The sequence below is a fragment of the Pseudomonas sp. Leaf58 genome (assembly GCF_003627215.1).
Taxonomy (GTDB): domain Bacteria; phylum Pseudomonadota; class Gammaproteobacteria; order Pseudomonadales; family Pseudomonadaceae; genus Aquipseudomonas.
The window spans coordinates 3,288,779-3,312,516 of sequence record NZ_CP032677.1 but is presented as its reverse complement, the minus strand read 5'-3'; the positions used below and the strand labels follow the sequence as shown (position 1 = coordinate 3,312,516).

Genomic DNA, 23,738 nt, shown 5'->3' with positions numbered 1-23,738 from the left:
CCAACTGCTGCGAATATCCACTTGCAGGCGCTAGAATGCCCCGTCAATCGGTATCGGAGCCTGGCCCGTTCGCTATAAGCTGCGTAACCGAACTTTTTAGCCGGGCCCGCGCCACGCCTGACAATGCTCGATAGGGAGAGGCAATGACTGCCCTGAATAGTGCTCGTAACACCGCCTTTATCCGGTTGCGCCAGGAAGGGCGGACCGATGAAGTGGCACGCCGCCTGGTGGAGGCGATCGAGCTGGGGATGTTCGCTGAAGGGCAGCAACTGCCCAGTGAATCGGAACTGGCCCTGCAATTGGGCGTCGCCACAGTCACGCTGCGTGAAGCGCTGGTAGTGCTGCGCCAACGGGGCTTGATCGAGACCCGCCGTGGGCGCAATGGTGGCAGTTTTGTCTGCGCCCCAGTGGAGCTGCCCGAAGCGCTGCTGCTGCAACGCCTGTGCGACATGAGTGGCCCCGACCTGCGCGACCTGGGCGATGAACAGACCGCCATTTCCGGTACCGCGGCGCGCCTGGCTGCCCGGCGCAGCACCCCAGAGCAGCAGGCGCGCATCGCCCAGCATATCGAAACCCTTAGCCAGGCCAGTTCGCGCTTGGCCCGGCATCGCGCCGATGCGCGCTTTCATATCGAAGTGGCCGCCGCCGCCCAGTCGCTGCGTCTGACCAGCGCCGAGATGCGCCTGCAGTCAGAAATTGGCGAGCTGCTGTGGATGGAGGCCGCCGGTGGCGGTGATGTGACCGTGGTCGAGCACGAGCACCGAGCGATTCTCGAAGCGCTGGTCGCCGGTGATGCGGTGCTGGCCGGTGCGCTGGCCGAGGCCCATGTCAGCCGAGGTATCAAGCGCCTGATCGGCCTGCGCCTGGAGCTGCTGGCCGACGGCCAGGACTGAGGCGCCCATAACAACAAAGCTGTACCTGCGTGAGGTAATGCCATGTTTGCCCTGAGCGACAACGACCCGCTGTCAGCCTGCGCCCAGCAGCTGGACCACACCCTGGGGACCATCTTTGGTCAAGTCCGCCAGCTGGTGGAAGAAACCCGAGCGTTATGGGAGCGCGTGTTGGCCGAGGGCCGCCAGCCCTGCGCGAAAGACCTGGCGACGCTGCGCCCGGCCATTGACCAGCAGTTGCTTACCACCGGCGCCTTTGGCTGCGGTGGCGGCGTCATCGTTGAGCCCAACGGCCTGGCTGATCGCGAGATGCACCTGGAATGGTGGTACCTGGCCGACGGCGGCAAAACCCTGCCCCTGCGCCCAAACTTCGACCGGCGCCGCGAGAACTACTACGACTACACCGAAATGCCCTGGTACAGCCGGCCGATGAAAACCGGCAAGAGCGTGGTCGAAGGGCCGTACGTGGACCTGTACGGCACCAACATGTATGTGCTGACGTTCACCATGCCGATCGAAGTGCAAGGCCGCTTTATCGGCGTCGCCGGGCTGGACCTGTCGCTGCATAATGTCGAGCGCTTGCTGGTGCGCAGCCTGATGCGCCTGGAGCATGAAGCAGTACTGATCTCGGCGGACGGGCGGGTGATTGCCTCGAACACGGCGAACTGGATGGTCGGTGACCTGGCGCATACGTTGTTGAACACCTTGCCACGCGATGGCATCCGCCTGGCGTTGGCCGAGTCCGAAGCAGGGTGGTCGTTGGTGCGGCTGCCGGTGCTGAGGCATAAATGATCGGTGGCGCCTGGGACGCGGCAGACGCCCTACGGCGTCAAACAGTTTGGGCTTTTTCGCGTTTCGCGGCAGGGCGATTTTTAAAGGTGTTGGTCAAGTGTGGCGATTGTTGCGACTCACGAAAAAGAAACGCGTTAGAGCGTTGCGCAAATGGTTTTTCTACTTCGCTGTTGCCGGGGTGGCGGGCAATTCCAGCCGGTTGTTCGACTACCTTTCTCTCTATAAACCCTGGCGTCTAGCCAAGGGCTTTGCGGCATACCTCATAGCCTCCTGAGCTGGAAAATTGGCCCGCGTATTGCTATTGGTTGTCCTATCGACACCCCGCAGCACCGTGCAAACGCTGCTCTCGCCATGCTGGAAATGGCGCATGAAGGAAGACCAAGTTTAGGAGTAACGCCATGAACATCATCAATGCCCGCCTGCGTGGCAAGGCCGGCCTGTTCCGTATCGAACTGCACGGCGAGCGGATCGCCGCGATCGCGCCACAGGCCGGTGTGGTCGCCCTGGCCAGCCCGGTTGACCTGGACGCCCAGCAGAACCTGGTAGTGGCACCCTTCGTCGAGCCGCACATCCACCTCGACGCCACCCTCACCGCCGGCGAGCCGAAATGGAACATGAGCGGCACCTTGTTCGAAGGTATCGAGCGCTGGGCCGAGCGCAAGCAAATCACCACCCACGACGACATCAAGACGCGTGCGAAAAAAACCATTGGCATGCTGGTGGACCATGGCATCCAGCATGTGCGCACCCATGTCGATGTGACGGACCCAACACTCACCGCGCTCAAGGCCATGGTCGAGGTGCGTGATGAAGTACGCCACCTGGTTGACCTGCAGATCGTCGCTTTCCCCCAGGAGGGCATCGAGTCTTACGCCAATGGCCGGGCGCTGATGACCGAAGCGGTGGCCATTGGCGCCGACGTGGTGGGTGGCATTCCGCATTTCGAGAACACCCGCGAACAGGGCGTGTCGTCGGTGAAGTTTCTGATGGACCTGGCCGAGCGCACCGGTTGCCTGGTGGATGTGCACTGCGATGAAACCGACGACCCGCAGTCGCGCTTCCTCGAAGTGCTGGCCGAAGAGGCCCGGGTACGCGGCATGGGCGCGCGGGTTACCGCCAGCCATACCGTGGCCATGGGCTCTTACGACAACGCATACTGCTCCAAGCTGTTCCGCCTGCTGAAGATGGCGGGCATCAACTTCGTCTCATGCCCCACCGAAAGTATCCACCTGCAAGGGCGTTTCGATAGCTACCCAAAACGCCGCGGCTTGACCCGTGTGGCCGAAATCGACCGTGCCGGGATGAACGTGTGCTTTGGCCAGGACTCCATCGTCGACCCGTGGTACCCGCTGGGCAACGGCAACATCCTGCGCATCCTCGAAGCTGGCCTGCACATCTGCCACATGCTCGGCTTCGAAGACCTGCAACGCAGCCTGGACCTGATCACCGACAACAGCGCACGCACCCTCAACCTTGGCGAGCGCTACGGCATCGAAGTCGGGCGGCCGGCCAACCTGCTGCTGCTGTCGGCGCCGGATGACTACGAGATGGTCCGCAGCCAGGGCCATGCCCTGGTATCGGTGCGCAACGGTAAGGTGCTGATGCGCCGCACACCCGCGCAGGTCGAGCGCTTTGCCTGACACTGCGTTGTAGAGGCGTTATTCGCCGTGCCCCGCCGGCCTTGGTCAGGCGAGGTGCTTTGCCATGGGCGGCGGGCGCTCTGAAGCGCTTGCCGAACGACTGTTCGACGCTGCTGTTCAGAGGCGGAAAAATGTAGAAGCAGAATTATTATTGATAGCTTGCTAAGTAATTGTTAGGTTGAGTCTTCCTGTCACAGCCTAGGCCAACGCTAAGTTGGTACGGGCAAAAAACTGCCTGGATGTTGCCAATATGCCTGCTAGAAAATCCCTGCGACCTTCTCCATCGATGAGTGCGCTCTGCATCGCTATGCTGTCGTTTGCCAGCCAAGCATCGGTACAACCCACCACTCTGGAGGAGCAGGCCTTTACCCGTGCAACGCAGGTCGAACAGCAGATGATCGAGTGGCGGCGGGACATTCACCAGCACCCTGAGCTTGGCGAACAGGAAATACGAACGTCCAAACTGGTCGCCGATCATCTGAACAAGCTTGGCCTTGAAGTGCATACCGGCATCGGCCGCACAGGGGTAGTCGGTATTCTGCAAGGCGCTAAGCCAGGCCCTACTGTGGCGCTGCGCGCAGATATGGACGCCTTGCCGGTCAAGGAGCCTGCGGGTTTGCCATTCGCCTCGACGGCACGAGGCACCTACCATGGTCAGCAGGTGCCGGTGATGCACGCCTGTGGTCACGACACCCATACTGCGATGCTGATGGCTACTGCGCAGATCCTGGCGGGTATGCGTGACAGCCTGCCCGGCAAAGTCATGTTCATTTTTCAGCCGGCTGAAGAGGGCTCCAGCCTGGTCAAAGGCGGAGAAGGGCGCCGCTGGGGGGCGCAGTTGATGCTGCAGGAAGGCTTATTCGACAAGCTCAAGCCTGATGCGGTGTTCGCTGTGCATGTCATGCCCGGGCCTTCCGGGCAGTTGAGTTGGCGCTCGGGCGCCACAACCGCCAGTAGCGATGATTTGAGCATCAAGGTTGTCGGCCGTCAGGGGCATGGCGGTATGCCCTGGAACACTGTCGACCCGGTAGTGACCTCTGCGCAGGTCATTGGTGGCCTGCAGACCGTGGTAAGCCGCCGCACCAATCTCACCCAGTCGCCTGCCGTGATCACGGTGGGCATGATCAATGGGGGCAGTGCGCCGAACATCGTGCCGGAGAACGTCGAAATGGCAGGCACCATTCGTACTTATGACCCGGCTGTGCGCGCGCAAGTGGCCCATGATGTGAAACTCACGTCCGAGAAAATTGCCGAAAGTGCCGGTGCTACGGCCCAGGTTTCGATCGTGCCAGCCTATGACATGACGATAAACAACGATCAATTGACCGAGCGGATGGCACCGGTGCTCAAGCGTGCTGCACATGGCAATGTCGCTACCACGCCCTTGGTCGGTGCTTCGGAAGACTTCTCGTTCTTCGCCGGCAAGGTACCTGGCCTCTACTTCTACCTTGGCGTGACACCCCATGGGCAGGACCCGGCTACGGCTGCACCGAATCACAACCCCAAGTTCTTCGTCGATGAACAAGCGCTGATCGTTGGCGCGCGGGCAATGTCGGGGCTCGCCGTTGGCTTTTTGTCTGAGCAGGCCGCTCAGCAGTAAGCCAGTCTATTTGCACAGCGCCTGAAGCCAATATTAGCGCCGCCGTTATGGGTGATGATCGGCTGCAGAGCCCGCGCCTGCCAGCTCCCGCGCAACCCAGCTTTTGAACGCCTCTGCTACTGGCGAGGGGTGCATCGCGCCTGATTGGGCCAGCACCACTTTTTGTGGCGATACCGCTTCCAACAATGGCCGGCATAACAGCGGTGTACCGTCATAGCAGTGGTCCCCGGCGGGCCGGGTGCATGACAGGGCCACCCCGTAGCCATGCGCGACGAGGCCCCTTTGCATCTCGAAGGTCTGGGTGTATTGCTGGGAGCGCGGTTGCAGGTTATGCGCCCAAAATAGCGAAAGAAAGTACTCCCGCGTTTGCGCGATATCCTCAAGAATCAAACACTCTTGCGCTAACGCTTGCAGTGGTATCGCTGCCAGCGCGGCCAACCGGTGGTCAGTGGCAATAAGCGCGTAGGGTTTCAATTCGGCAAGTACCTGTCGCGGCAGCGCGGGATCAAGGCCGATGTCATAGGTAAGCGCGAGCTCGGCTTTACCGGCGCTGAGGTGGCGGTGTACGCCGGCCAAGTCGGTCTCGAACAGCGTTACCTCGACCTCGGGATACTGCTTGCGAAAAGTCGATAGCAGCCGCGGTGCGTAATAAGGGCCCAAGTCTTGAAAGCAGATCAGCGACAGGTTGCCGCGCAGCGATCCTTGCGTGGTATCTGCCTTTTGATTCATGGCGATGGCCATGCCAATGATGTCGCGTGCCTGGGCCAGCAAACGTGTGCCCGCTGACGTCAGCTCCAGCCCACGGCTAACCTGGCGGCGGAAGAGTCGTTCGTTCAATGCCTCTTCAAGCTGGGCAATCGCAACCGAAACCGATGGCTGTGAAACGTGCCGGGCTCTCGCCGCAGCGCTGATGCTGCCATGTTCGGCCACAGCGACGAAGTACTCGAGTTGCCTGAAGGAGAACCCTATCATTTTTTCCTATACTCAAAATTAGGAAATATATTCTTTTCCTATTGGTGCTAAAAAGCAATACTCAGCGTGCACTGTTTAATTCGCTACAAGCGGGTTGCTCGATAAATTTTTCGCAATCGTGGGTTCAGTGCGTGACCTCAGTTTTACTTGCAAATGTCGCGATAGTTTTTATATCGCGATGCGCACTTTATGGCGCAAAACATAGAGTTTGTGTGCGCCGGCCCCAATAAAAAGACTAAAGGGTGCTACATGAAACAGTCCGCCGAATTTCAATTGAGCGATGAAACCATCGCGGCCTTCCAGCGTGAGGGGGCCGTGTGCATACGTAATGTGTTCACCCCGGAAGAAGTTGCGCTGCTGGAAACCGGCATTGAACAAAACCTGAAAGCCCCCAGCGAGCGCGCTAAAGTGGCGAGCCGCCCGGACGACCCGGGTTGGTTCTTCGAAGACTTCTGCAACTGGGGCGAAATTTCGGCCTATCGCCAGTTCATCTTCGAAAGCCGGGTGGGTAGCGTTGCAGCCCAACTGATGGGCAGCGAGACAGCCCGGCTTTATCACGATCACCTGCTGGTCAAAGAACCTAACACCCGCCAGCCCACGCCTTGGCATCAGGACCAACCGTATTACAACATCGACGGGCGCCAGAACTGCAGCATGTGGATGCCCATCGACCCTGTCGCCAGAGAGTCCACTCTTGAATTTGTCGGGGGCTCGCACCTTGGGCCGTGGCTGATGCCCCGCAGTTTCCTGGACAGCCAGGCGCAATGGTTCCCGGAAGGCAGCCTGGCGGACTTACCTGATATCGAGGCCGATCGCAGCGCCTGGAACATCCTCGGCTGGGAACTCTCCCCGGGCGATGCTGTGTTCTTCCACATGCTGACCTTGCATGCCTCTGGTGGCGTCGGCGGGAATCGCCGGCGTCGCGCCTTCTCGGTGCGCTTTCTGGGCGACGACATTACTCACGCACCGCGGCAGTGGAAAACGTCGCCGCCGTTTCCCGGGCTCGAAACGCAATTGGCCAGTGGAGCGCCAATGAACCATGCACTGTTCCCGCTGCTGTGGCCTAGGCCTTGATGATTGAAACAATGCGTGCCTGATGAAAGCGCACAGCATCTGCGTTGTGCGGACCTGATAATAAAACCAAGAAGGTATCTATGAACGCTCAATCCTCACACCCGCTAAAGCGGGGCCTCACTACCCGGCATATTCGTTTCATGGCGTTAGGTTCTGCAATCGGCACAGGGCTGTTTTATGGCTCGGCATCGGCGATAAAACTGGCGGGGCCTTCGGTTTTACTTGCCTACCTGATAGGCGGTGCAGCTATTTACATGATGATGCGCGCCCTTGGTGAAATGGCGGTTCACAATCCGGTGTCAGGGTCATTCGGGCACTATGCCAGCCAATACCTGGGTCGCTACTTTGGCTTTCTGACAGGGTGGAGCTACGCATTCTCGATGTTGGTCGTGTGTTTAGCTGACGTGACGGCATTTGGCGTTTATATGGGGCTGTGGTTCCCTGACACGCCGTCCTGGATCTGGGTGCTCGGGATCGTGTTGTTTATCGGCGCGCTGAACCTGTGTAGCGTGAAAGTGTTCGGCGAAATGGAATTTTGGCTGTCGTTACTGAAGGTCACCGCTATCGTTGCCATGATTGTGGCGGGCGGGGCAGTGTTGCTTCTGGGCATCCGCTTGGACAACGGTGCAGGCACTGTGGCCGGGATCTCGAACCTTTGGAGCCACGGCGGCTTCTTCCCTAATGGCCTGGGGGGGATGATTGCTTCCTTCACCGTTGTGATGTTCGCCTTTGGCGGGGTCGAAATGATCGGTATTACCGCAGGCGAGGCGAAGGACCCAAAGCGCGTGCTGCCAAAGGCTATCAACTCTGTGCCGCTGCGTATTCTGTTGTTCTATATCCTTACCCTGTTGGTACTCATGGCCATTTACCCGTGGACCAGTATCGGCAGCCACGGTAGCCCCTTCGTACAGATCTTCAGTGGCTTGGGCATTAGCTCAGCGGCAACCGTGTTGAACATCGTGGTGATCTCTGCCGCTGTTTCGGCGATCAATAGCGATATCTTCAGCGCGGGGCGCATGATGTACGGTATGGCGCAAAACGGCCAAGCACCTGCCGGTTTCGCCTCATTGTCGCGTTTTGGTGTGCCGTGGATGACTGTGGCAGTGATGGGCGTGGCGCTACTGCTCGGCGTGGTATTGAACTACCTGGTACCCGATGACTTGTTCCTGGTGCTCGCAGCGGTAGTCACGTTCTCCATTGTGTGGGTTTGGTTGATGATCTTGCTGTCGCAAGTGGCCATGCGGCGCAGCATGAGCAAGGAGCAGGTGGCTGCACTGGATTATCGGGTGCCACTGTGGCCGGTAGGGCCCGCTTGCGCGATTGCTTTCATGCTGTTCATTTTCGGCGTGCTCGGTTGGTTCCCGGCCAGCCGCACAGCCCTGTATGTTGGGATTGGCTGGTTGGTGCTGCTATCCCTGGTTTACGGGTTGTGGGGCGCGCGCCGCCCCCGCCCCGTGGCAGCCAGCGCTTGAGGCGCTGAACCGCACCCGCGGCTACCTTCAAGGCGTGTGCAGTACCGGTAGGAGCGGGCTTGCCCGCGAAGCAACCAACGCGGTGTATGGCGGCCAAGATTGCCACAGCGCTGGTGTATCAGCGCTGTCGCAACGCAGTAGCCAAACCGACAGTCAGCCCCACAGCGCAGAGCATGGCCAAGCTGATGGTAACGCCGACGCCGCAGTTTTCGAGCAGGCCCGCCACCACCAGGTAAAACGCGATCACGCCTACAGCCCCGATCGCATTGCCCCGCACCATCGCCGCCATCCCAGCCCGCCCGCTCTGCACATGGGCGAACACCACCAGCGGCCAGGCAATCACCGGAATCGGCGCCAGCATCCCGCTGGTTGCCGGCCCCAGCCAGCTGGCCAGGCGGGTGGTGACCATCAGCAGGGCGGTGGCAGACACCATGCGCAGGGGGATTTCCCAATAACGATGCCGGGGCCGGGCCAGGGTGTCTGGTTTGGGCTCGCGGCCGCTGGCGCGTATCAGCACGCCGATCAACACCAGCGCCACAGCAATCGACAGGTACACGCTGCCCCAGTGGGTAAACGCATAGGCGGCCAGGCCATAGAACAAGATCGCCAGCAGTACCGCCGCGCCGATAGCGAGCCTGCGCGTGGCCAACAGGTAGAAGGTGTAGGTGGCCTGCACCGCTGCCAGGCCGCCCAGCGCACCGGGCACTGCGCCCAAAGCGAAGGGCGTGCCCTGTTCCAGGCACAGGAAGGTCATCACCAGCGCCGAGGTGATCGGCAGGCCGGACAGCAACCCGCCTAGCAGGCCACCCCAGCGCCGCGAGGCGAGGGAGATGGCCCACATCAGCAGGGGGGTGACGAGGAGTTTCAGGTAAAACAGGCTCATTGCGGGGCAATCCGGGTGTGCAGAGGTTTGCAGACAGTACGCCCGCCGTCGGCATTGGGTGGGGCGCAGGTGAATCAACCGCGGCTGGCGTCCAGGGCTTGGGCCAGGTCAGCCAGGATGTCGTCGCTATGCTCGATACCGATCGACAGGCGTACCATGTCCCGTGGCACGCCAGCCTTCTGCAGTTCTTCGTCGTTGAGCTGGCGGTGGGTGGTGGAGGCGGGGTGGCAGGCCAGCGACTTGGCATCGCCAATGTTCACCAGGCGCACCACCAGCTGCAAGGCATCGATGAAGCGCGCGCCGGCCGCTTGGCCGCCCTTAATGCCGAACGACAGAATCGACGCTGGCTTGCCCGCGGTGTAGCGCTGGGCCAGTTCATGTTCAGGGTGGTCGGGCAGCCCCGCGTACTTCACCCAGGCAACCTGTTCGTGGGTTTGCAGGTAGTGGGCGACCTTGAGTGCGTTCTCGGTGTGGCGCTCCATGCGCAGGGCCAGGGTTTCCAGGCCTTGCAGAATGAGGAAGGCGTTGAACGGCGACAGCGCCGCACCGGTGTTGCGCAATGGCACCACGCGGCAGCGGCCGATGAAGGCGGCGGGGCCGAAGGCTTCGGTGTAGGTGACGCCGTGGTAGGAGGGGTCGGGGGTGTTGAGCAGGGCGAAGCGCTCTTTGTTGTCGGCCCAGGGGAACTTGCCGGAGTCGATGACGATGCCACCGATGCTGGTGCCGTGGCCGCCGATATACTTGGTCAGCGAGTGCACGACGATATCGGCACCGTGCTCGAACGGCCGGCACAATATCGGGGTGGCCACGGTGTTGTCGACAATCAGCGGCACACCGTGGCGGTGGGCGGCCTCAGCCAGTGCGGCGATATCGACGATATTGCCGGCGGGGTTGCCAATGGACTCGCAGAACACCGCCTTGGTGCGCGCATCGATCAGCGCTTCGAGGGCGGCAATGTCATCATGGGCGGCGAAGCGGGTGTGGATGCCCATGCGTGGCAGGGTGTGGGCCAGCAGGTTGTAGGTGCCGCCGTACAGCTTGGCCACTGACACGATGTTGTCGCCGGCCTCGGCGACGGTCTGGATGGCGTAAGTGATGGCTGCCATGCCCGAAGCCACCGCCAACGCGCCGACCCCACCTTCCAGGGCAGCCATGCGCTGCTCGAGCACGTCGTTGGTGGGGTTCATGATGCGCGAGTAGATGTTGCCGGCCACCTTCAGGTCGAACAGGTCGGCACCATGCTGGGTGTCGTCGAAGGCGAAGGAGGTGGTCTGGTAGATGGGTACGGCCACCGCCCGGGTGGTCGGGTCGGGGCTAAAGCCCGCGTGGATGGCGAGAGTTTCCAGCTTCATGCAATCGTTCCTTGAGCGTGGGTGGAAGCGTTCGAGCATGCGGCGGTGGGCGGGGGTGGGTCAAGGGTATCGTGGTGGCGGCCGGCAAGCGGCGTTGCACACCCAATGTGCGAATGGAACGGGCCGCTAAGGTGCTGTCATTTCCTGTGCTGACGAGCTTGGCTTTGCGTTGCTGAATCAATCGAGATTAGCTAAATTATCAAAATTCGATAACTTTACTAATCTCGGTATAAATCATGGACCCGATCGCTAATCCCTATTCCCCGGGGGCGGGCGCGCCACCGCCGGCATTGGCTGGTCGCGACGTATTGCTGAAGCAGGTCAGCATCGCCATCGCCCGCATTCGCCGGGGCCGAGCGGCGAAGAGTGTGCTGATGGTCGGCTTGCGCGGCGTGGGCAAAACGGTGCTGCTCGAAAAAATGCGCATTGAAGCCGAGGCCGACGGTGTTCACGCCATACGCATGGAGGCGCCGGAAAATCGCTCGCTGCCTGCATTGTTGGCACCTCAACTGCGCTTGGCGCTGCTTCGCCTGAGCCGGGTGGAAGCGGCTCGGGACCTGGCTCAGCGAGGTTTGCGAGCCCTTGCCGGTTTTGCAAAGTCGTTGAAGGTTACCTATGCGGATATAGAAGTGGGCCTGGATCTGGAGCCGGAACCCGGCTTGGCTGATAACGGTGACCTCGAAGGCGATTTGGCGACCTTGCTAGAGGAGGCCGGCAAGGCCGCACAACGCGCGGACACTGCGCTGGTAATGTTCATCGACGAGTTGCAGTACGTTGCCGAAGATCAGTTGGCTGCGTTGATCACAGCCTTGCATCGCTGTGCCCAAGGCCAGTTACCTGTCACGCTGGTGGGGGCTGGCCTGCCTCAATTGCGCGGGCGCTGCGGCAACGCGAAGTCCTATGCAGAGCGGCTGTTCGATTTCCCTGAAATCGGCCCGCTTGCGCCTGAGGCCGCAAGGTTCGCATTAGTGCAGCCTGCAGAAGATGAAGGCGTGGCTTTCGCAGAGGTGGCGCTGGAAAGTGTGCTGGCGCATTCACAGGGCTACCCCTACTTTTTGCAGGAATGGGGCAAGCATTCCTGGGATGTAGCCACGCAGAGCCCCATCACCCGAGCTGATGTTGAAATAGCTTCAGAGCAGGCCATTGCCACACTGGATGAGAGCTTCTTCCGGGTGCGCTTTGACCGCCTGACGCTTGCGGAAAAGAGGTACCTGCGTGGCATGGCGGATCTGGGGCCAGGTCCCCATCGTTCTGGAGATATTGCGGCCAGCCTGGAGCGGAAGGTTTCCACACTCGCACCGCTGCGCAGTGCTTTGATCGATAAAGGGATGATCTATAGCCCGAGCCACGGTGATACGGCGTTCACGGTGCCGCTCTTCGATGAGTTCATGCGACGTATCATGCCGGGCGAAGATTGGCGGATGGCGTAATTTGGCTGTACGGGCATGCCTGTTGCCAGGCACACCACAGTGGCGAAATCCACGGCCGGGATGTTCGCCTCGCTCGGCGCGATCTGCTCGCCGCCGAGCAGGGCGTCGGTGGTCTTGAGAAAAAAACCGGCCGCGTCGAACATGGTCAGTTGTTGTCTGGGGTAGAAGAAGTCGGGACGGCGGTACAGCGCCGACGAATACCCCGTGAATGCGGGCGTGCCGATCGCCCCCAGCATGCGCCCGGCAGTCGCATAGCTACAGCATAGCCGCTGCCGAATTTGTTCGATGACAGCGCATTCTCGGGCTGGGCGCAGCAGGACGTCAGCCACTTGCCACTGCCTGGCCAGAGTCCTGCCGCAGGCGGCTGAATATCAGGCCGGACAGCACGCTCAGCAGGCTGACCACCGCCATGGTCAGGCCGATGTCTTCAAGGGTCGGCAGGCTGTGCCCGTTGATACGTTGTATCCATCCCAGCAGCAGAGCGGCGATACACACCGCCAGGCTCATACCTAGTTGTACCGACATCGCTGACAAGGTGCTAGCCTGGCCGGCCAGCTCGCGGCTCACATCGGCGTAGCCCAGCGCGCCCAAGGTGCTCATCTGCAGCGAGCGGGACACGCCGCCCGTGAATAGCAGAAGCAGTGTCAGCAACAGCCCAGTATCTGGCCGCAGCAAACCGCACAGGGCCATGCAGCCAGCGCCGACCAAGGCGTTGCACACCAGGATGCGGCGAAAACCGAAGCGTCGAACCAAGCGTACCGAGATGAACTTGATGAACAGCGCGCCGGCCCCCCCGGCGAAGGTCAGCAGCCCGGCATGCAGGGCGCTCAGACCAAAGCCCAACTGGAACAGCAACACCAGCAGGAAAGGCAGCGAGGCACTGCCCAGACGGAACACGGTACCGCCCAGCAGCACGATACCGAACGTGTGAATGCGCAGCAGAGAAAGGTTCAGCAGCGGTGCGGGGCTATGCCGGGCGTGGCACACGTACAAGGCGCCTAACACCAGGCCTGAAGCCAGCAGCGCTGCAGGCCAGTAACCGCCAAGCAGCTGGCCGTGGCCCAGCGATTCGAAGGCCAGCATCAAGCTAGCCAGCGCCGCGCTGCTGAGCATGAAGCCGACTTTGTCCAGGTTATGTTGCGGTAGGCCACCGTAGGCGGGAACGTTGCGCAGCACCAGCACGATGCCCAGCAGGCCGATGGGCAGGTTGATGAGGAAGATCCAGTGCCACGACAGCGCGGTCACCAGCAGGCCACCCAGCGGCGGGCCTAACACCGGGCCGAGCAATGCAGGCATGGTCAGGAAGGCCATGGCACGCATCAGGTTGGCCTTGCTGGTGCTTCGTAGCAGGATGATCTGCCCCACCGGCACCATCAGCGCGCCACTTGCGCCTTGGCAAAAGCGCGCCAGCGAAAGCTGCAGCAGCGAAGCCGATAGGGCGCACGCCAAGGAGCAGAGCATGAACAGGCAAATGGCTGTGATGAACACCCGCCGCGGGCCGAAACGTTCCGCCAGCCAGCCGCTGATGGGAATGAAGATGGCCGCGGCCAGCAAGTACAACGACACGATCAGGTTCATGCGCACGCTGGCCTCGCCGAAATCGTTGGCGATTTGCGTCAGGGCGGTGAGCACGGCGGTGGCGTCGAGCAGCTCCATGAACAGGGCACAGCCGATGATCATCGGTACCTTGCGGTCCAGTGGGGCATCGGGTGCGTTTGCCGGCAACTGTGTTGCTGGCGCGTTCAGAGGGCGCGGCCGTGGTTGTTTGGCTGGCGGAATGGGGCGTATGGCATGAGAGCGCTCCAAGCTAGGATGGCGCACCTTAGCGAGTTTGCGCTGGGGCTGTGAAATACCCAGCGGCGCTATGTTAATAATTAAAATAAATAATATTTATGTTCTTATAATATGTTCTTTTTTTGGTGGGGCCCCTGGGTGCAGGGGCGGGTTTACCCGCAAACACCGGCGAAACCGGTGCGACGCACCGCGCCATGGGCCGCGGTGCGCGTAGGGGCAGTCCTTACTGCACCGCCGCCAGCTCAGAAGGTGTACGTCAACCGGGTAAAGTAATACCCACCCGTAAACCCATACGGCGAATAGGCGCCATAGCCCTTGGTCATGGTCTTGCTGCTGGGGTTTTGCCGCTCGGGGTAGATGTCGAACAGGTTCTGCGCACCCACCGCCAGGTTCAGGTCCTCGGTCAACTGGTACCCCACGTCGATATCGGTAATCCAGCGCGCTTTGTATTCGCGGTCCAGGCTGCGGTCGCTGGCCGAGTTCACTTCCCGCCACGAGCCATAGCGGGTCAGGGCCAGGTTGGTAGACCAGCGCTCGCGTTGCCAGTTGGCGCCCAGAATCAGCTTGGTGTTGGGCTGCACGTCAGTGAGGAAGTTGCGCGCCTGGCGGTCCATCAGGCTGTAGTCGCTACCCTGGATGTTGACGCTTTCCTTGTAGCTCAGGATCTGCGTCTGGTTCCAGTTGAAGGCGGCGGTCCATTTCACCTGGCCCCAATGGCCCAGGTCCTGGTCGAAGTTGCCGACCAGGTCCAGGCCCTTGGTGCGGGTGTCGGCGCCGTTGGTAAAGTAGCGCCCGCCGGAGGTCGAGTCGATGCCGTTGTCCAGCAGCGCCTGGGTGACTTCGTCGCCCAGCAGGGTGCCGGTGAGCGTGATGCGGTCGCGCACATTGATCACGTAGGCGTCGGCGGTAAACGACAAGCGTGGGTCCGGCTGGTAGGTCAGGCCCAGGCTGTAGTTGGTCGAACGTTCCGGCTTCAGTGGGCTGGCACCCAGCGCCTTGGCTGCCGCCGAGTCCACTGGCAACACGCCGTAGTTAATCGACTGGTACACGCCATTGACCACGCCGAAGGTGGTCGAGCGTGCGCTGAACAGGCTGTTGGCCAGGGACGGCGCGCGGAAGCCGTTGCTGACCGTGGCGCGCACGGCCAGCTCGGGGGTGAATTCGTAGCGGGTGGTCAACTTGCCGCTGCGGGTGGCGCCAACGCCGCGGTTGTAATGCTCGTAGCGCAGTGCGCTGCCCAGGTACCACTGTGGCAGTGGGTTGAAGCCCACATCGATGTAGCTGGCCACGCTGTTGCGACTGGTGCTGGTTGCTTCGTCTGGCGAGATGCCGTTGGTAACCTGCGCCCCTGATGCCGCGCAGTCTCCAGGCGCTCGGCAATAGCCGCCGTTGGCCCACGAGGCCCAATCGCCGTCACGCACCTGGTAGGTGTCGCGACGGTGCTCCAGGCCCCACGACAGGTCCAGTGGCTTGTCCAGGCCAATGTCGAAGCTGCGTTGCAGGTCCAGGTTGCTGGTCAACTGGGTGGCGACCCAGGTGCCAGATTCGAAATGGTTTGGCGTGGCCTCGCCCAACGAGGGGTTCTGGTTGTGCGTGGTGCCCTGCTGCGCTTCGTTGCGCCCGTAGGTGCTGGACAGGTCCCAGGCCCATTCCCCGGCATTACCTCTGGCGCCGAACGCCCCTTGCACGTCGTCTTCTTCGATGTACCAGGTGGGCGTGTAGCCGCCGGGGTAACCGTTGGGGCCGGTGGTGATGGTGTTGGTGATGGTCGGCAGGCGGAAGTTCTGGCCTTGCTCGGCTTTACGGTGCGAGTAGGTAGTGAACGAATACAAGGTCAGGTCGTCACTCACCGGTAGTTCGGCGTTGTAGCCCAAGGTCAGCAGGTTGATCTTGGGCGTGCCGTAGCCGCCGTAGGTGGCCTTGCCGGCTTTGTCCAACGCTTCGGCATAGCTGTAGCCGTTAGCGCTGGCCTTGTTGTCGTCGTTTTGGCTGCGCGCATCCAGCGCCAGTTGCAGGATACCGCTATCGCCCACCTCGAAGCCTTTGTTCAGGCCGTGTTGCACGGTCTGCTTTTTGCCATCGTAGCCTTGGCCGATGTTGGTCACCGATGTGCCCGAATCATCCGCCTTGAGGATCACGTTGATCACCCCGGCGATGGCATCGGAGCCATATTGCGCGGCAGCGCCATCGCGTAGCACCTCGACGCGCTCAATGAGGCTGATAGGGATCAAATCCAGGTCGGTTGGTGCTGCCCCCGCTTGGATGCCGCTGATGTTCAGGGTAGCGCTGGTGTGGCGGCGCTTGCCGTTCACCAGCACCAGCACCTGGGCCGCATTCAAGCCCCGCAGGCTGGGTGCGCGGGCCATGCCGCTGGCATCCCAGCCAGTTTTTTCCGGCAAGGTGAAGGAGGGTATGGTGGCACTCAGGGCCTCCATCAGGCCAGGCTTGCCGGTTTGCTGCAGTTGCTTGGCGCTGATCACGTCGATCGGCACCGGGCTGGTGGTGACGGTGCGTTTCTCCGAGCCACGGTTGCCGGTGACGATCACGGTGCCCAGTTGGGCGGAATCGGTGCCTGCAGCGGTGTCTTGGGCGAAGGCGGCAGGGGCGGCGACGCTGGTGGTGCCAATGGCCATCGCCAGCAGCGCGGAGCTGGGCAGTTTCAAAGCGTGGAGCATGTTCTCTCTCCATGAGGCTGTCATTCAGCGAGCGCACGGCGCCTGTCCGCCGGGCGAACCCGGCAGGCAAACGAAATAGGTTGGGGGTACTGGGCGTATCAGGGGGCTTTGGCGGCGATCGCTTCGATCTCGACCAGGGCACCGGGCAGCGGCAGGGCCACCACCTGCAGGGCGGTGCGGGTTGGTTTTTTCGGTTGGTCTGCGGTGGCGAAGAATTCGGTGTAGGCCGCCTGCAGGCCGGCAAAGTCCAACTTGCCCCCCTTGGCAGGGTCGCCCACCAGGAACACCCGCAGTTGCACCACGTCACCCAGTGTCAGGCCCTGGCCGTGCAACGCAGCCTGGATTTTCTTCAGTACCGAGCGGGCCTGGGTTTCAGTGTCGCCGTAGGCGGCGATGGTTTGTGCTGGCGCCTTGGGGTCGGCCACGTCGGGTAGGGTGCCACTGACAAAGGTCAGCGCGGCGCCGGCAGGTACGCTAACCAGTTGCGAGATGGGGAAGGTGGAGCCCGGCGGGTCGACGCGTTTGAGGGTGTCGGCCTGGGCGGTGAGGGTGGACAAAGACATGAGGGCTCCGAGCAGCAGGGCAGTTTTGGTCATGGGTAAGCTTCCTTGTTCAGGCGGCGACGCCGCGTTGCTGATGCAGGGCGTGTTGGGCGATTTGGCCGACCACGCGGCGGGCCGAGTCCGCCGCGCTGTTCTGCCAGATACCCACACCGCCGTGGGCCAGTGAGTCGCTGGCCAGCCAGGTACGGCCTTGCGGCTGGTTGAGGTGCGAGTAGCCGGGCTCGGCCAGTACGTCATGCACAATCCACGGGCTTTCGCTGAACGGCACCTTGGACCAGTTCACCGCCACGCCGCGTTGCAGCTTGCCGGCATGGCCGGGGTGCAGTGAGCCCACGGCCTGGCGCGAGGACGCCAGTTGCTGATCGAGTGAACGGGCGGCAAAGGTGCGAGCCACCTCGCCGGTGTTGTAGGTGCCCACCAGGATGCCCTCGGCACTGTTCAGGTGGTCGCTGGGGTACCACAGCAGCCGCGCTTCGTGGTTGATATACGAAAGGCCGCCGTAGATCTGGTAGTCGCTTTCCCAGAAGCGCGGCGCCTGCCAGGCCACCTTGTTGGCCAGGTCTGGCTTGGCCTGGGCGATGGCGGCTTGGGTGGCCTTGCCGAAGTTGTGCGCAAGCCGGGCCAGCAGTGGCAGGGGCAGGGTAACGATGGCGTAGTCGGCGGTCTCTACCTGGGTCGTGCCGCTGCGCCGGTCGCGCCAGGTTACCTGGCTGCTGCCATCGCCGGTGCGGATCGCCTGCACTTCGGCGTGCAGTTGCACGCTGTCCTGCACCTTGGCGTACAGCGCCTTGGCAATTTGGTCCATGCCGCCGACCGGCTGGAACATGGTGGCCGAGAACTCGGGAATTTCATCGAACACCAGCGGCAGCATGAGGTTGGGGTTGAGCAGTTGTTTCAGCGCCACCGGTTGGCGCTGGATTGGTGTCTGGTCGCCGGCCCCGGCAAAGCGGGTGTAACCGGCGCGTACCGAGCCCTTGTAATGGCGCTGCTCGTCCAGGTCGCCGTACACCTTGAGGAAGTCCAACAAGGCCTTCTGGTCGCCGGTGTCCAGCGTTTTGTCCAGTGCCTGGGCGCTGATGCTGCGCGATAGCAGTTCGCTCAAGTGCCCGCGGGTGTCGTTCACCGCCTGGCGCAACAGCAGCGGCGGTTGTGCCAGGTCTGGCTGGGCCAGGGCATTGCGGCTGCTGTTGACCAGTACTTCCAGCGGCACGCCCAGTTCGCGGCAGTAGCCCAGAATGGTCAGGTGGTGACTGGGCAGGCGGGCGGGGCCGGCGTTGAAGTAGTAGCCGCTGTTGAAACTGACCTGCTGGCGGCTGCCATCGTTGTGCACCACCTCGTCGCCGTTGCGCAGCGTCCAGGCCCGGCCACCGATGCGGTCGCGGGCTTCCAGCACGCGTACCTCGAACCCGGCCTTGCGCAATTCATAAGCCGCTACCAGGCCGCTGATACCGGCCCCCACTACCAGTACGCGCTTGCCGTTGCCAGACGTAGCGGGCAGGCCCAGCGGCGCAAAGGTGCTGGCTTGGGCAGCACTGGGCAACAGGCCCAGCGCCGACAGGCTGCCCAAGGCGGCGCCGTAGCCACCGGCGGCCATCAGGTGGGAAATAAGGTCTCTGCGGGTCAAGCCCATGGTCAGTACTCCTGCTGGGTAAGGGGATTCCGTTCGGGGCGGCGCTACAGCTCGTAACGCACAGTCAGCAGCACGGTGCGCGGGTCGTTGACCGAGTAGTAGGCAGTGCGGCTGGCAGCCGAGTAGGCGATGCTTTGCGGGTAGGCGCGGTCGAGCAGGTTCTTAACCGACAGGGTGGTGGTCCAGTGGCCGTCTGCGCTGGCGTAGCTGGTGTTGGCGTTCCAGAAGCCCTGGGCGGGCACTTCGTAGATATCGGCGTTCAGCGGGTTGGCGTAGGAGCGGGTCTGGTACTGGTAGTCGGTGTTGGCCGTCAGCTCGCCCGGGAGGTTGGCCGGTACTGTCCAGTTGAGGCCCAGGCTGGCGTTCCATTCCGGCGCGAAGATCATCCGCTTGCCATCGGCGCTGACCCCTGGCCCGCTGGCGTTCTGGAAGTCGTCGTACTGGCTTTTCAGATAGCCCAGGTTGGCAGTCAGGCGCAGGTCGCGTGCCAGCAGCACGGTGTTCTCCAGTTCCACGCCATAGGTGTGGGCGCTGCCGACGTTGGTGCGCAGGTTGGCGCTGATGGCCGGGTCCCAGGCGTTGGTCTGCAGGTCTTCGTAGTCGTTGTAGAACAACGCGATGTTGCTGCGCAGGCGGCCGCCGGCAAAGTCGCCCTTGAAGCCCATCTCGTAGGTAGTGACGTTCTCTGGTTCAAAGCCTTGCTCGGCGGCGGCGCGGGTGGGGGCGCGGTTGTCGAAACCGCCGGCCTTGAAGCCACGGGCCACGTAGCCGTACTGCACCAGGTTGTCGCTCCAGGCGTACTCCAGGCCGATCTTGGGGCTGAGCGATGCCCAGGAATCGCTGGTTTGTGCAGCGAAGTTGGTGCCGGTAATCGCCCGGTCGGTGGTGATGGCGTAGTTGGTGTAGTCGAAGCGCTTGTGCTCGTGGGTGTAGCGCAGGCCTGTAGTCAGCGACAGGCGAGGGGTGAGCTTGTAATTGCTCTGGCCGTACAGTGCATAGCTTTCGGTATCGGTGGTGCTGTACTGGCCGCTGGCATTGACCCGGTTTTGTGCGACCGAGAACGTCAGGCTGTCGCGCTCGGCACGGAAGCGTTCCTTGTACAGGTACGCGCCCAGCGTATAGCTGAACCGCTCGTAGTCGCCGTTGAGCTGGAATTCCTGGGTGGCGTAACGCTGCTTGTAGGTGATCAGGTTGTTCTGGATCGGTGAAGCCGTGCCGCTGTTGGCCTGCCCGGAGTTGTCGTAGTCCACCGGTTGGTCGAATTCCGACCACGCCGTGACCGACTTGAAGTTCAAGTGGTCGTCGATGTTGTAGATCGCCCGCAGCACCGCGCTGCCCTGGTCCAGTTTGTTCTTGGGGTCGAGGCTGCTGTAGGTCTTGAACTTGTCGAAATGGCCATTGGCTGGGTCGAATGGGGTATAGCTGGTGGTATCCCCGCGGTCGAAGGTGCCCGCCAGGGTCAGTTGCACGTCCCACGGCGAATCCACGGGCGCCAGGCGCAGCTTGCCGCGGTACGACTGCAGGTCGATGTTGTTCACGTCCTTGTGGCGCGTGCGGTTGTACACGCTGCCGTCGCGGGTCAGGCGGATCGCCGAAAAACTGCCGAACAAGGTGTCGTCCACTAACGGCCCACTGACCAGCAGGCGGCCGTTCTGGGCGTCGTAATTGCCGGCACCCAGCTCGACAAAAGCACGGGTCTGCTGCGTTGGGTCGCGGGTGATCACTCGTATCGCGCCTGCTGCACTGTTACGCCCGTACAGGGTGCCTTGCGGGCCCCGCAGCACTTCGACGCGCTCGACATCGTTGAAGTCCAGCATCGAGGAAATCGCCCGCGGGATGTACAGGTCGTCGGCGTACACCGCGACTGCAGCTTCCTGAATCGGGTCGGTTTCGCCGATGCCGCGGATGCCATAGGTTTGCGCGCTGTAGGAAATCGACTGGCGGTTCAGGGTTAAGTTGGGCACCCGCCCGGACAGATCGCGGATGTTGTTGATCTGGGCATCCTGCAGGGTGCGCTCGTCGAAAGCGCTGATCGCCAGCGGGGTTTTCTGCAGGTTTTCTTCACGGTGTTCGGCCGTGACGGTGACGGTTGGCAGCTTGTCACCCGTAGCCCCGGCAGGCTCTGCCAAGCTGGCGGGGGCGAACACGGCAAGCGCAATGGCGGCGGACAGGTGATTGCGAACAGGGTAGGGCTTCATGTTACAGCTTCCAGATAACCAGCAACGAATGGGTTTTCGGATACCTGGATACCGGAGCCGGGTAGCTGACCCGAGGCTGAAGGAGGTATTAGGTTCCTTTGCCTCCGCCAGTCAGGGGTCGGTCTGGTGAGAACATATCTCTATGAAAAACGCTTTTGAAATACTTGTTTAATCTAAGCTAATATTATAAAAATGAATTATATGTGTGCATTGAAATCTAATAATTGCATTTTAAGGTTGGGCAGCTGTTCGCGGGTGAGTCCGCTCCTGTAGTGGCTCTTGCGCCTGGCTTGGCCCGTCAAGCGGGGAAGTTGCCAGTGAGCGCCCCCCATTTGCCACCCCAAACGGCACATGCACCATCGGCAAATCCCCCGCCGGCGATTGCAAATGGCTGCGCTGGTCATCGAAGAACACATGCGGCTTCAAGATCGACAGCACTCTGGGTTTTTCCATCCCGCCCAAAAAGAAGCACTCATCCGGCGACACGCCCCAGTCCTTCAACGTCGTCACCACCCGCTCATGCGAAGGGGCATTGCGCGCCGTCACGATCGCAATCCGCAAAATGCGCTTGTACCCCGGGTCCTCGGCCAACTTGCGGTCCTCCAGCATGCGTATCAGCGAAAGCTTGCGGTACAGGTCCGCCAACGGCCCCGGTGAATGCGGGATGCCCTTGCGCACCCGCTCATGCTCCTGAAACTCGTCCAGATTGTCGTCGCGCTTGTACACGCGCTCTGCCTCGTCATCGGCAATCACCCCGTCAAAGTCGAAGGCTACCCGCAGTTCGGTGTCGATCTCGTCATCGTAGATGCGCGTCGGCAGCACCCGCCCGGCCGGGTAGTTGGCATCGATGGCCTTCTGTACATCCTCTTCATTGGCGCTGAGGAACAGCGAGGCATTGAACGCCGGGATGTACTCGTAGGGCGAGCGGCCCGACATGAATGCGGCGCGGGTGATGTCCAGCTGGTAGTGGTTGATCGAACGAAACACCCGCAAGCCGGTTTCCGGTGAGTTGCGCGACAACAGCACCACCTCCACCGGCAACTGGTCGGGGAAGGCCTGGTTGATGCTCAGGAAGCGGCGAATGAACGGGAACGCCACGCCCTTGGGGAGCGGTTCATCAAGTTTTTGTTGCTGGTGCTGGCGGTAAGCCTCGACGCCTTGGGTCTTGTAGATGTCGTCCGAGACGGTGAGGTCGAACAGCGCACTCGAAGCAACGCCGATGACCAGTTTCTGTTCGATGGGGTAGGGCATGAAACAACTCCTGAGCGTGTGCTGCAGGCAAGTGTACCCGCGTGCCGTGACGAAAGCCCTCAGGCCTCCGGGACCAGCCCGAGCAACACCTGAACCTGGCGCTGCAATTGGCTTACATGCTCGCGTTCGGCGCGCAGGGCAGAGTGCAGCTCGCGGTTTTCCTGCTGGTGAATGCGGGCGCTGCGCTCTCGTTCGCGGTCGCCTTGCAGCAAGGCCCATATCTCGCCCTGGCGGGCGTGTAGCAGGCACACCAGTAGCAGGGTGAAGCCGCAGATGACCAGCAGGGAGATTTCGATGGCTTCCATGTGACGCTTCCTTGAGTAGTGGCTGATTGCCGGTAAGCGAAACGATATGTCGTCTTCTACTACATGTCGATATTGGAGACTTGTACAGGTAAAGGAATGGTGCAGGTTCGCCGGGCCCCGAATGCACGAACAACGGCGTGCAGGCGTTTTGGCGTGATACATATGCCTGATTGGTTTACATACCGTGCCTGTCTTGCTTTGCGTCTGACTAGACACGTACGATTTGGTGACACGTCATTTACCGGGGTAGGCAGCACAGCCCCTTCAGGAACCGCCATGAAACGAACACAACGCATGGAACAAACCCGCTGGGACCTGGCCCTGCGCTACCGGTTGATCGAGACGGTGGTTTGGTGGGAAGGCCGGCTGACCACCAACCACCTGATCCAAAGCTTCGGTATCAGTCGTCAGCAGGCATCCAAGGACATCAACACCTACATCAACGACTACGCCTCGAAAAACCTGGTGTACGACAAGCAGATCAAGGGCTACGTGCCCACTCGGCAGTTCAAGCCGCTGTTCATCGACGACAGCGCCAGTGCCTACCTCGACCTGCTCAACCAGAACAACGAACGCGCCCCGCATATTGAAGGCCTGGCCCTGGCGTATGCCCATACCGAAGTACTGAAAGTGCCGGACCGCTCGATAAAACCCGAGATCTTGCGGCCGTTGCTCAAGGCCTGCCGCGAAAAGCGGCGTCTGGACATCGAGTACGTGTCATTCAACAGCCCCGAGCTGGAAGGGCGCACCATCGCCCCGCACACGTTGGTGTACACCGGCATGCGCTGGCATGTGCGGGCGTATTGCGAGAAGAACCGCACCTACCGGGACTTCGTGCTCAGCCGTTTACGTGGTGTGCCGGAGCTGCATGATGGGGAGACCGGCAACGGTATCGATCAGGACCTGGAGTGGAACACCCCGGTCGACGTGGTCTTCAAGCCCGATGAGCGCCTGACCCCGGCGCAGCGGGCGATCATCGAGGTGGACTTCGGCATGACCGATGGGCAGTTGGTGGTGGGGAGTTCACAGGCGTTGGTGAAGTATGTAGTGAAGCGCTTTGGGGTGCATGCCAACGTACATGATCCGCGGCCAGAGGCGCAGCAACTGGTGCTGGCGAACCGGGCCGAGCTGAGGCCTTGGCTGAGCCTGGATTGAGGCGCCTTGGGCTTCGCTGTCGCGCAGAGAACCGATTTCGCAAGCGGTTCGCGTACCCTGTG

The 23,738-nt window shown here is 61.7% G+C and carries 18 protein-coding genes and 1 pseudogene; 8 read left to right on the top strand and 11 right to left on the bottom strand.

Going from position 1 to position 23,738, the window contains the following annotated elements:
• Positions 1 to 143: 143 nt before the first annotated feature.
• The 4 genes from DV532_RS15300 to DV532_RS15285 all read left to right on the top strand — a co-directional run bounded on the left by DV532_RS15300 (position 144) and on the right by DV532_RS15285 (position 4,922).
• A complete protein-coding gene (locus DV532_RS15300) occupies positions 144 to 893 on the top strand; it encodes a FadR/GntR family transcriptional regulator (protein ID WP_056802680.1) in 750 nt (249 codons plus the stop codon).
• Between the two features lie 42 nt (positions 894 to 935).
• Complete coding sequence (locus tag DV532_RS15295) at positions 936 to 1,682, top strand: cache domain-containing protein (protein WP_056802677.1); 747 nt, start codon at positions 936 to 938, stop codon at positions 1,680 to 1,682.
• A 398-nt stretch (positions 1,683 to 2,080) separates the two neighbouring features.
• Positions 2,081 to 3,322: a cytosine deaminase gene (gene codA, locus DV532_RS15290; RefSeq protein WP_056802673.1), complete on the top strand. Its 1,242-nt coding sequence runs from the start codon at positions 2,081 to 2,083 to the stop codon at positions 3,320 to 3,322.
• A 286-nt stretch (positions 3,323 to 3,608) separates the two neighbouring features.
• Positions 3,609 to 4,922 carry an amidohydrolase gene (locus DV532_RS15285; protein WP_236707535.1) on the top strand — a complete coding sequence of 438 codons (1,314 nt, stop codon included), beginning with the start codon at positions 3,609 to 3,611 and terminating at the stop codon, positions 4,920 to 4,922.
• Positions 4,923 to 4,967: 45 nt separating this feature from the next.
• On the opposite strand, the gene DV532_RS15280 is transcribed toward DV532_RS15285, so the two are convergent.
• Positions 4,968 to 5,894 (bottom strand): LysR family transcriptional regulator, encoded by a 927-nt coding sequence (locus DV532_RS15280; protein ID WP_056802667.1) that lies wholly within the window; start codon positions 5,892 to 5,894, stop codon positions 4,968 to 4,970.
• 249 nt (positions 5,895 to 6,143) lie between these two features.
• Between DV532_RS15280 and DV532_RS15275 the strand changes: the two genes are divergently transcribed.
• The gene (locus DV532_RS15275) at positions 6,144 to 6,968 is read left to right on the top strand and encodes a phytanoyl-CoA dioxygenase family protein (protein WP_056802664.1); all 825 of its coding nucleotides are present in this window, start codon (positions 6,144 to 6,146) and stop codon (positions 6,966 to 6,968) included.
• 80 nt (positions 6,969 to 7,048) lie between these two features.
• Complete coding sequence (locus tag DV532_RS15270; protein WP_056802662.1) at positions 7,049 to 8,440, top strand: amino acid permease; 1,392 nt, start codon at positions 7,049 to 7,051, stop codon at positions 8,438 to 8,440.
• A 118-nt stretch (positions 8,441 to 8,558) separates the two neighbouring features.
• Here DV532_RS15270 and DV532_RS15265 read toward each other — a convergent pair whose 3' ends face one another.
• Both DV532_RS15265 and DV532_RS15260 read right to left on the bottom strand, forming a co-directional pair.
• Complete coding sequence (locus tag DV532_RS15265; RefSeq protein WP_056802660.1) at positions 8,559 to 9,323, bottom strand: hypothetical protein; 765 nt, start codon at positions 9,321 to 9,323, stop codon at positions 8,559 to 8,561.
• A gap of 74 nt (positions 9,324 to 9,397) precedes the next feature.
• Positions 9,398 to 10,675 carry a bifunctional O-acetylhomoserine aminocarboxypropyltransferase/cysteine synthase gene (locus tag DV532_RS15260; RefSeq protein ID WP_056802657.1) on the bottom strand — a complete coding sequence of 426 codons (1,278 nt, stop codon included), beginning with the start codon at positions 10,673 to 10,675 and terminating at the stop codon, positions 9,398 to 9,400.
• Positions 10,676 to 10,911: 236 nt separating this feature from the next.
• Between DV532_RS15260 and DV532_RS15255 the strand changes: the two genes are divergently transcribed.
• Positions 10,912 to 12,105 carry an ATP-binding protein gene (locus DV532_RS15255; protein ID WP_056802654.1) on the top strand — a complete coding sequence of 398 codons (1,194 nt, stop codon included), beginning with the start codon at positions 10,912 to 10,914 and terminating at the stop codon, positions 12,103 to 12,105.
• 41 nt (positions 12,106 to 12,146) lie between these two features.
• Here the strand turns inward: DV532_RS15255 and DV532_RS30945 are convergent.
• The 8 genes and pseudogenes from DV532_RS30945 to DV532_RS15215 all read right to left on the bottom strand — a co-directional run.
• Positions 12,147 to 12,422, bottom strand: a pseudogene (locus tag DV532_RS30945) (tyrosine/phenylalanine carboxypeptidase domain-containing protein); the annotation flags it as partial.
• Between the two features lie 4 nt (positions 12,423 to 12,426).
• Positions 12,427 to 13,830 (bottom strand): MFS transporter, encoded by a 1,404-nt coding sequence (locus tag DV532_RS15245; RefSeq protein WP_306109954.1) that lies wholly within the window; start codon positions 13,828 to 13,830, stop codon positions 12,427 to 12,429.
• Between the two features lie 311 nt (positions 13,831 to 14,141).
• A complete protein-coding gene (locus DV532_RS15240; RefSeq protein ID WP_056802649.1) occupies positions 14,142 to 16,574 on the bottom strand; it encodes a TonB-dependent siderophore receptor in 2,433 nt (810 codons plus the stop codon).
• Between the two features lie 98 nt (positions 16,575 to 16,672).
• Positions 16,673 to 17,170, bottom strand: coding sequence for a RidA family protein (locus tag DV532_RS15235; protein ID WP_056802647.1), 498 nt, complete (start codon positions 17,168 to 17,170; stop codon positions 16,673 to 16,675).
• 16 nt (positions 17,171 to 17,186) lie between these two features.
• Positions 17,187 to 18,767: an FAD-dependent oxidoreductase gene (locus DV532_RS15230; RefSeq protein ID WP_056802643.1), complete on the bottom strand. Its 1,581-nt coding sequence runs from the start codon at positions 18,765 to 18,767 to the stop codon at positions 17,187 to 17,189.
• Between the two features lie 44 nt (positions 18,768 to 18,811).
• A complete protein-coding gene (locus tag DV532_RS15225) occupies positions 18,812 to 20,965 on the bottom strand; it encodes a TonB-dependent receptor (RefSeq protein ID WP_056802640.1) in 2,154 nt (717 codons plus the stop codon).
• Positions 20,966 to 21,196: 231 nt separating this feature from the next.
• Positions 21,197 to 22,216 (bottom strand): 5'-nucleotidase, encoded by a 1,020-nt coding sequence (locus DV532_RS15220; protein WP_056802636.1) that lies wholly within the window; start codon positions 22,214 to 22,216, stop codon positions 21,197 to 21,199.
• Positions 22,217 to 22,275: 59 nt separating this feature from the next.
• Positions 22,276 to 22,521: a hypothetical protein gene (locus DV532_RS15215; RefSeq protein WP_056802633.1), complete on the bottom strand. Its 246-nt coding sequence runs from the start codon at positions 22,519 to 22,521 to the stop codon at positions 22,276 to 22,278.
• 276 nt (positions 22,522 to 22,797) lie between these two features.
• Between DV532_RS15215 and DV532_RS15210 the strand changes: the two genes are divergently transcribed.
• On the top strand, positions 22,798 to 23,676 hold the full coding sequence (locus DV532_RS15210; protein ID WP_056802630.1) for a YafY family protein: 879 nt from the start codon (positions 22,798 to 22,800) through the stop codon (positions 23,674 to 23,676).
• Positions 23,677 to 23,738: the final 62 nt, after the last annotated feature.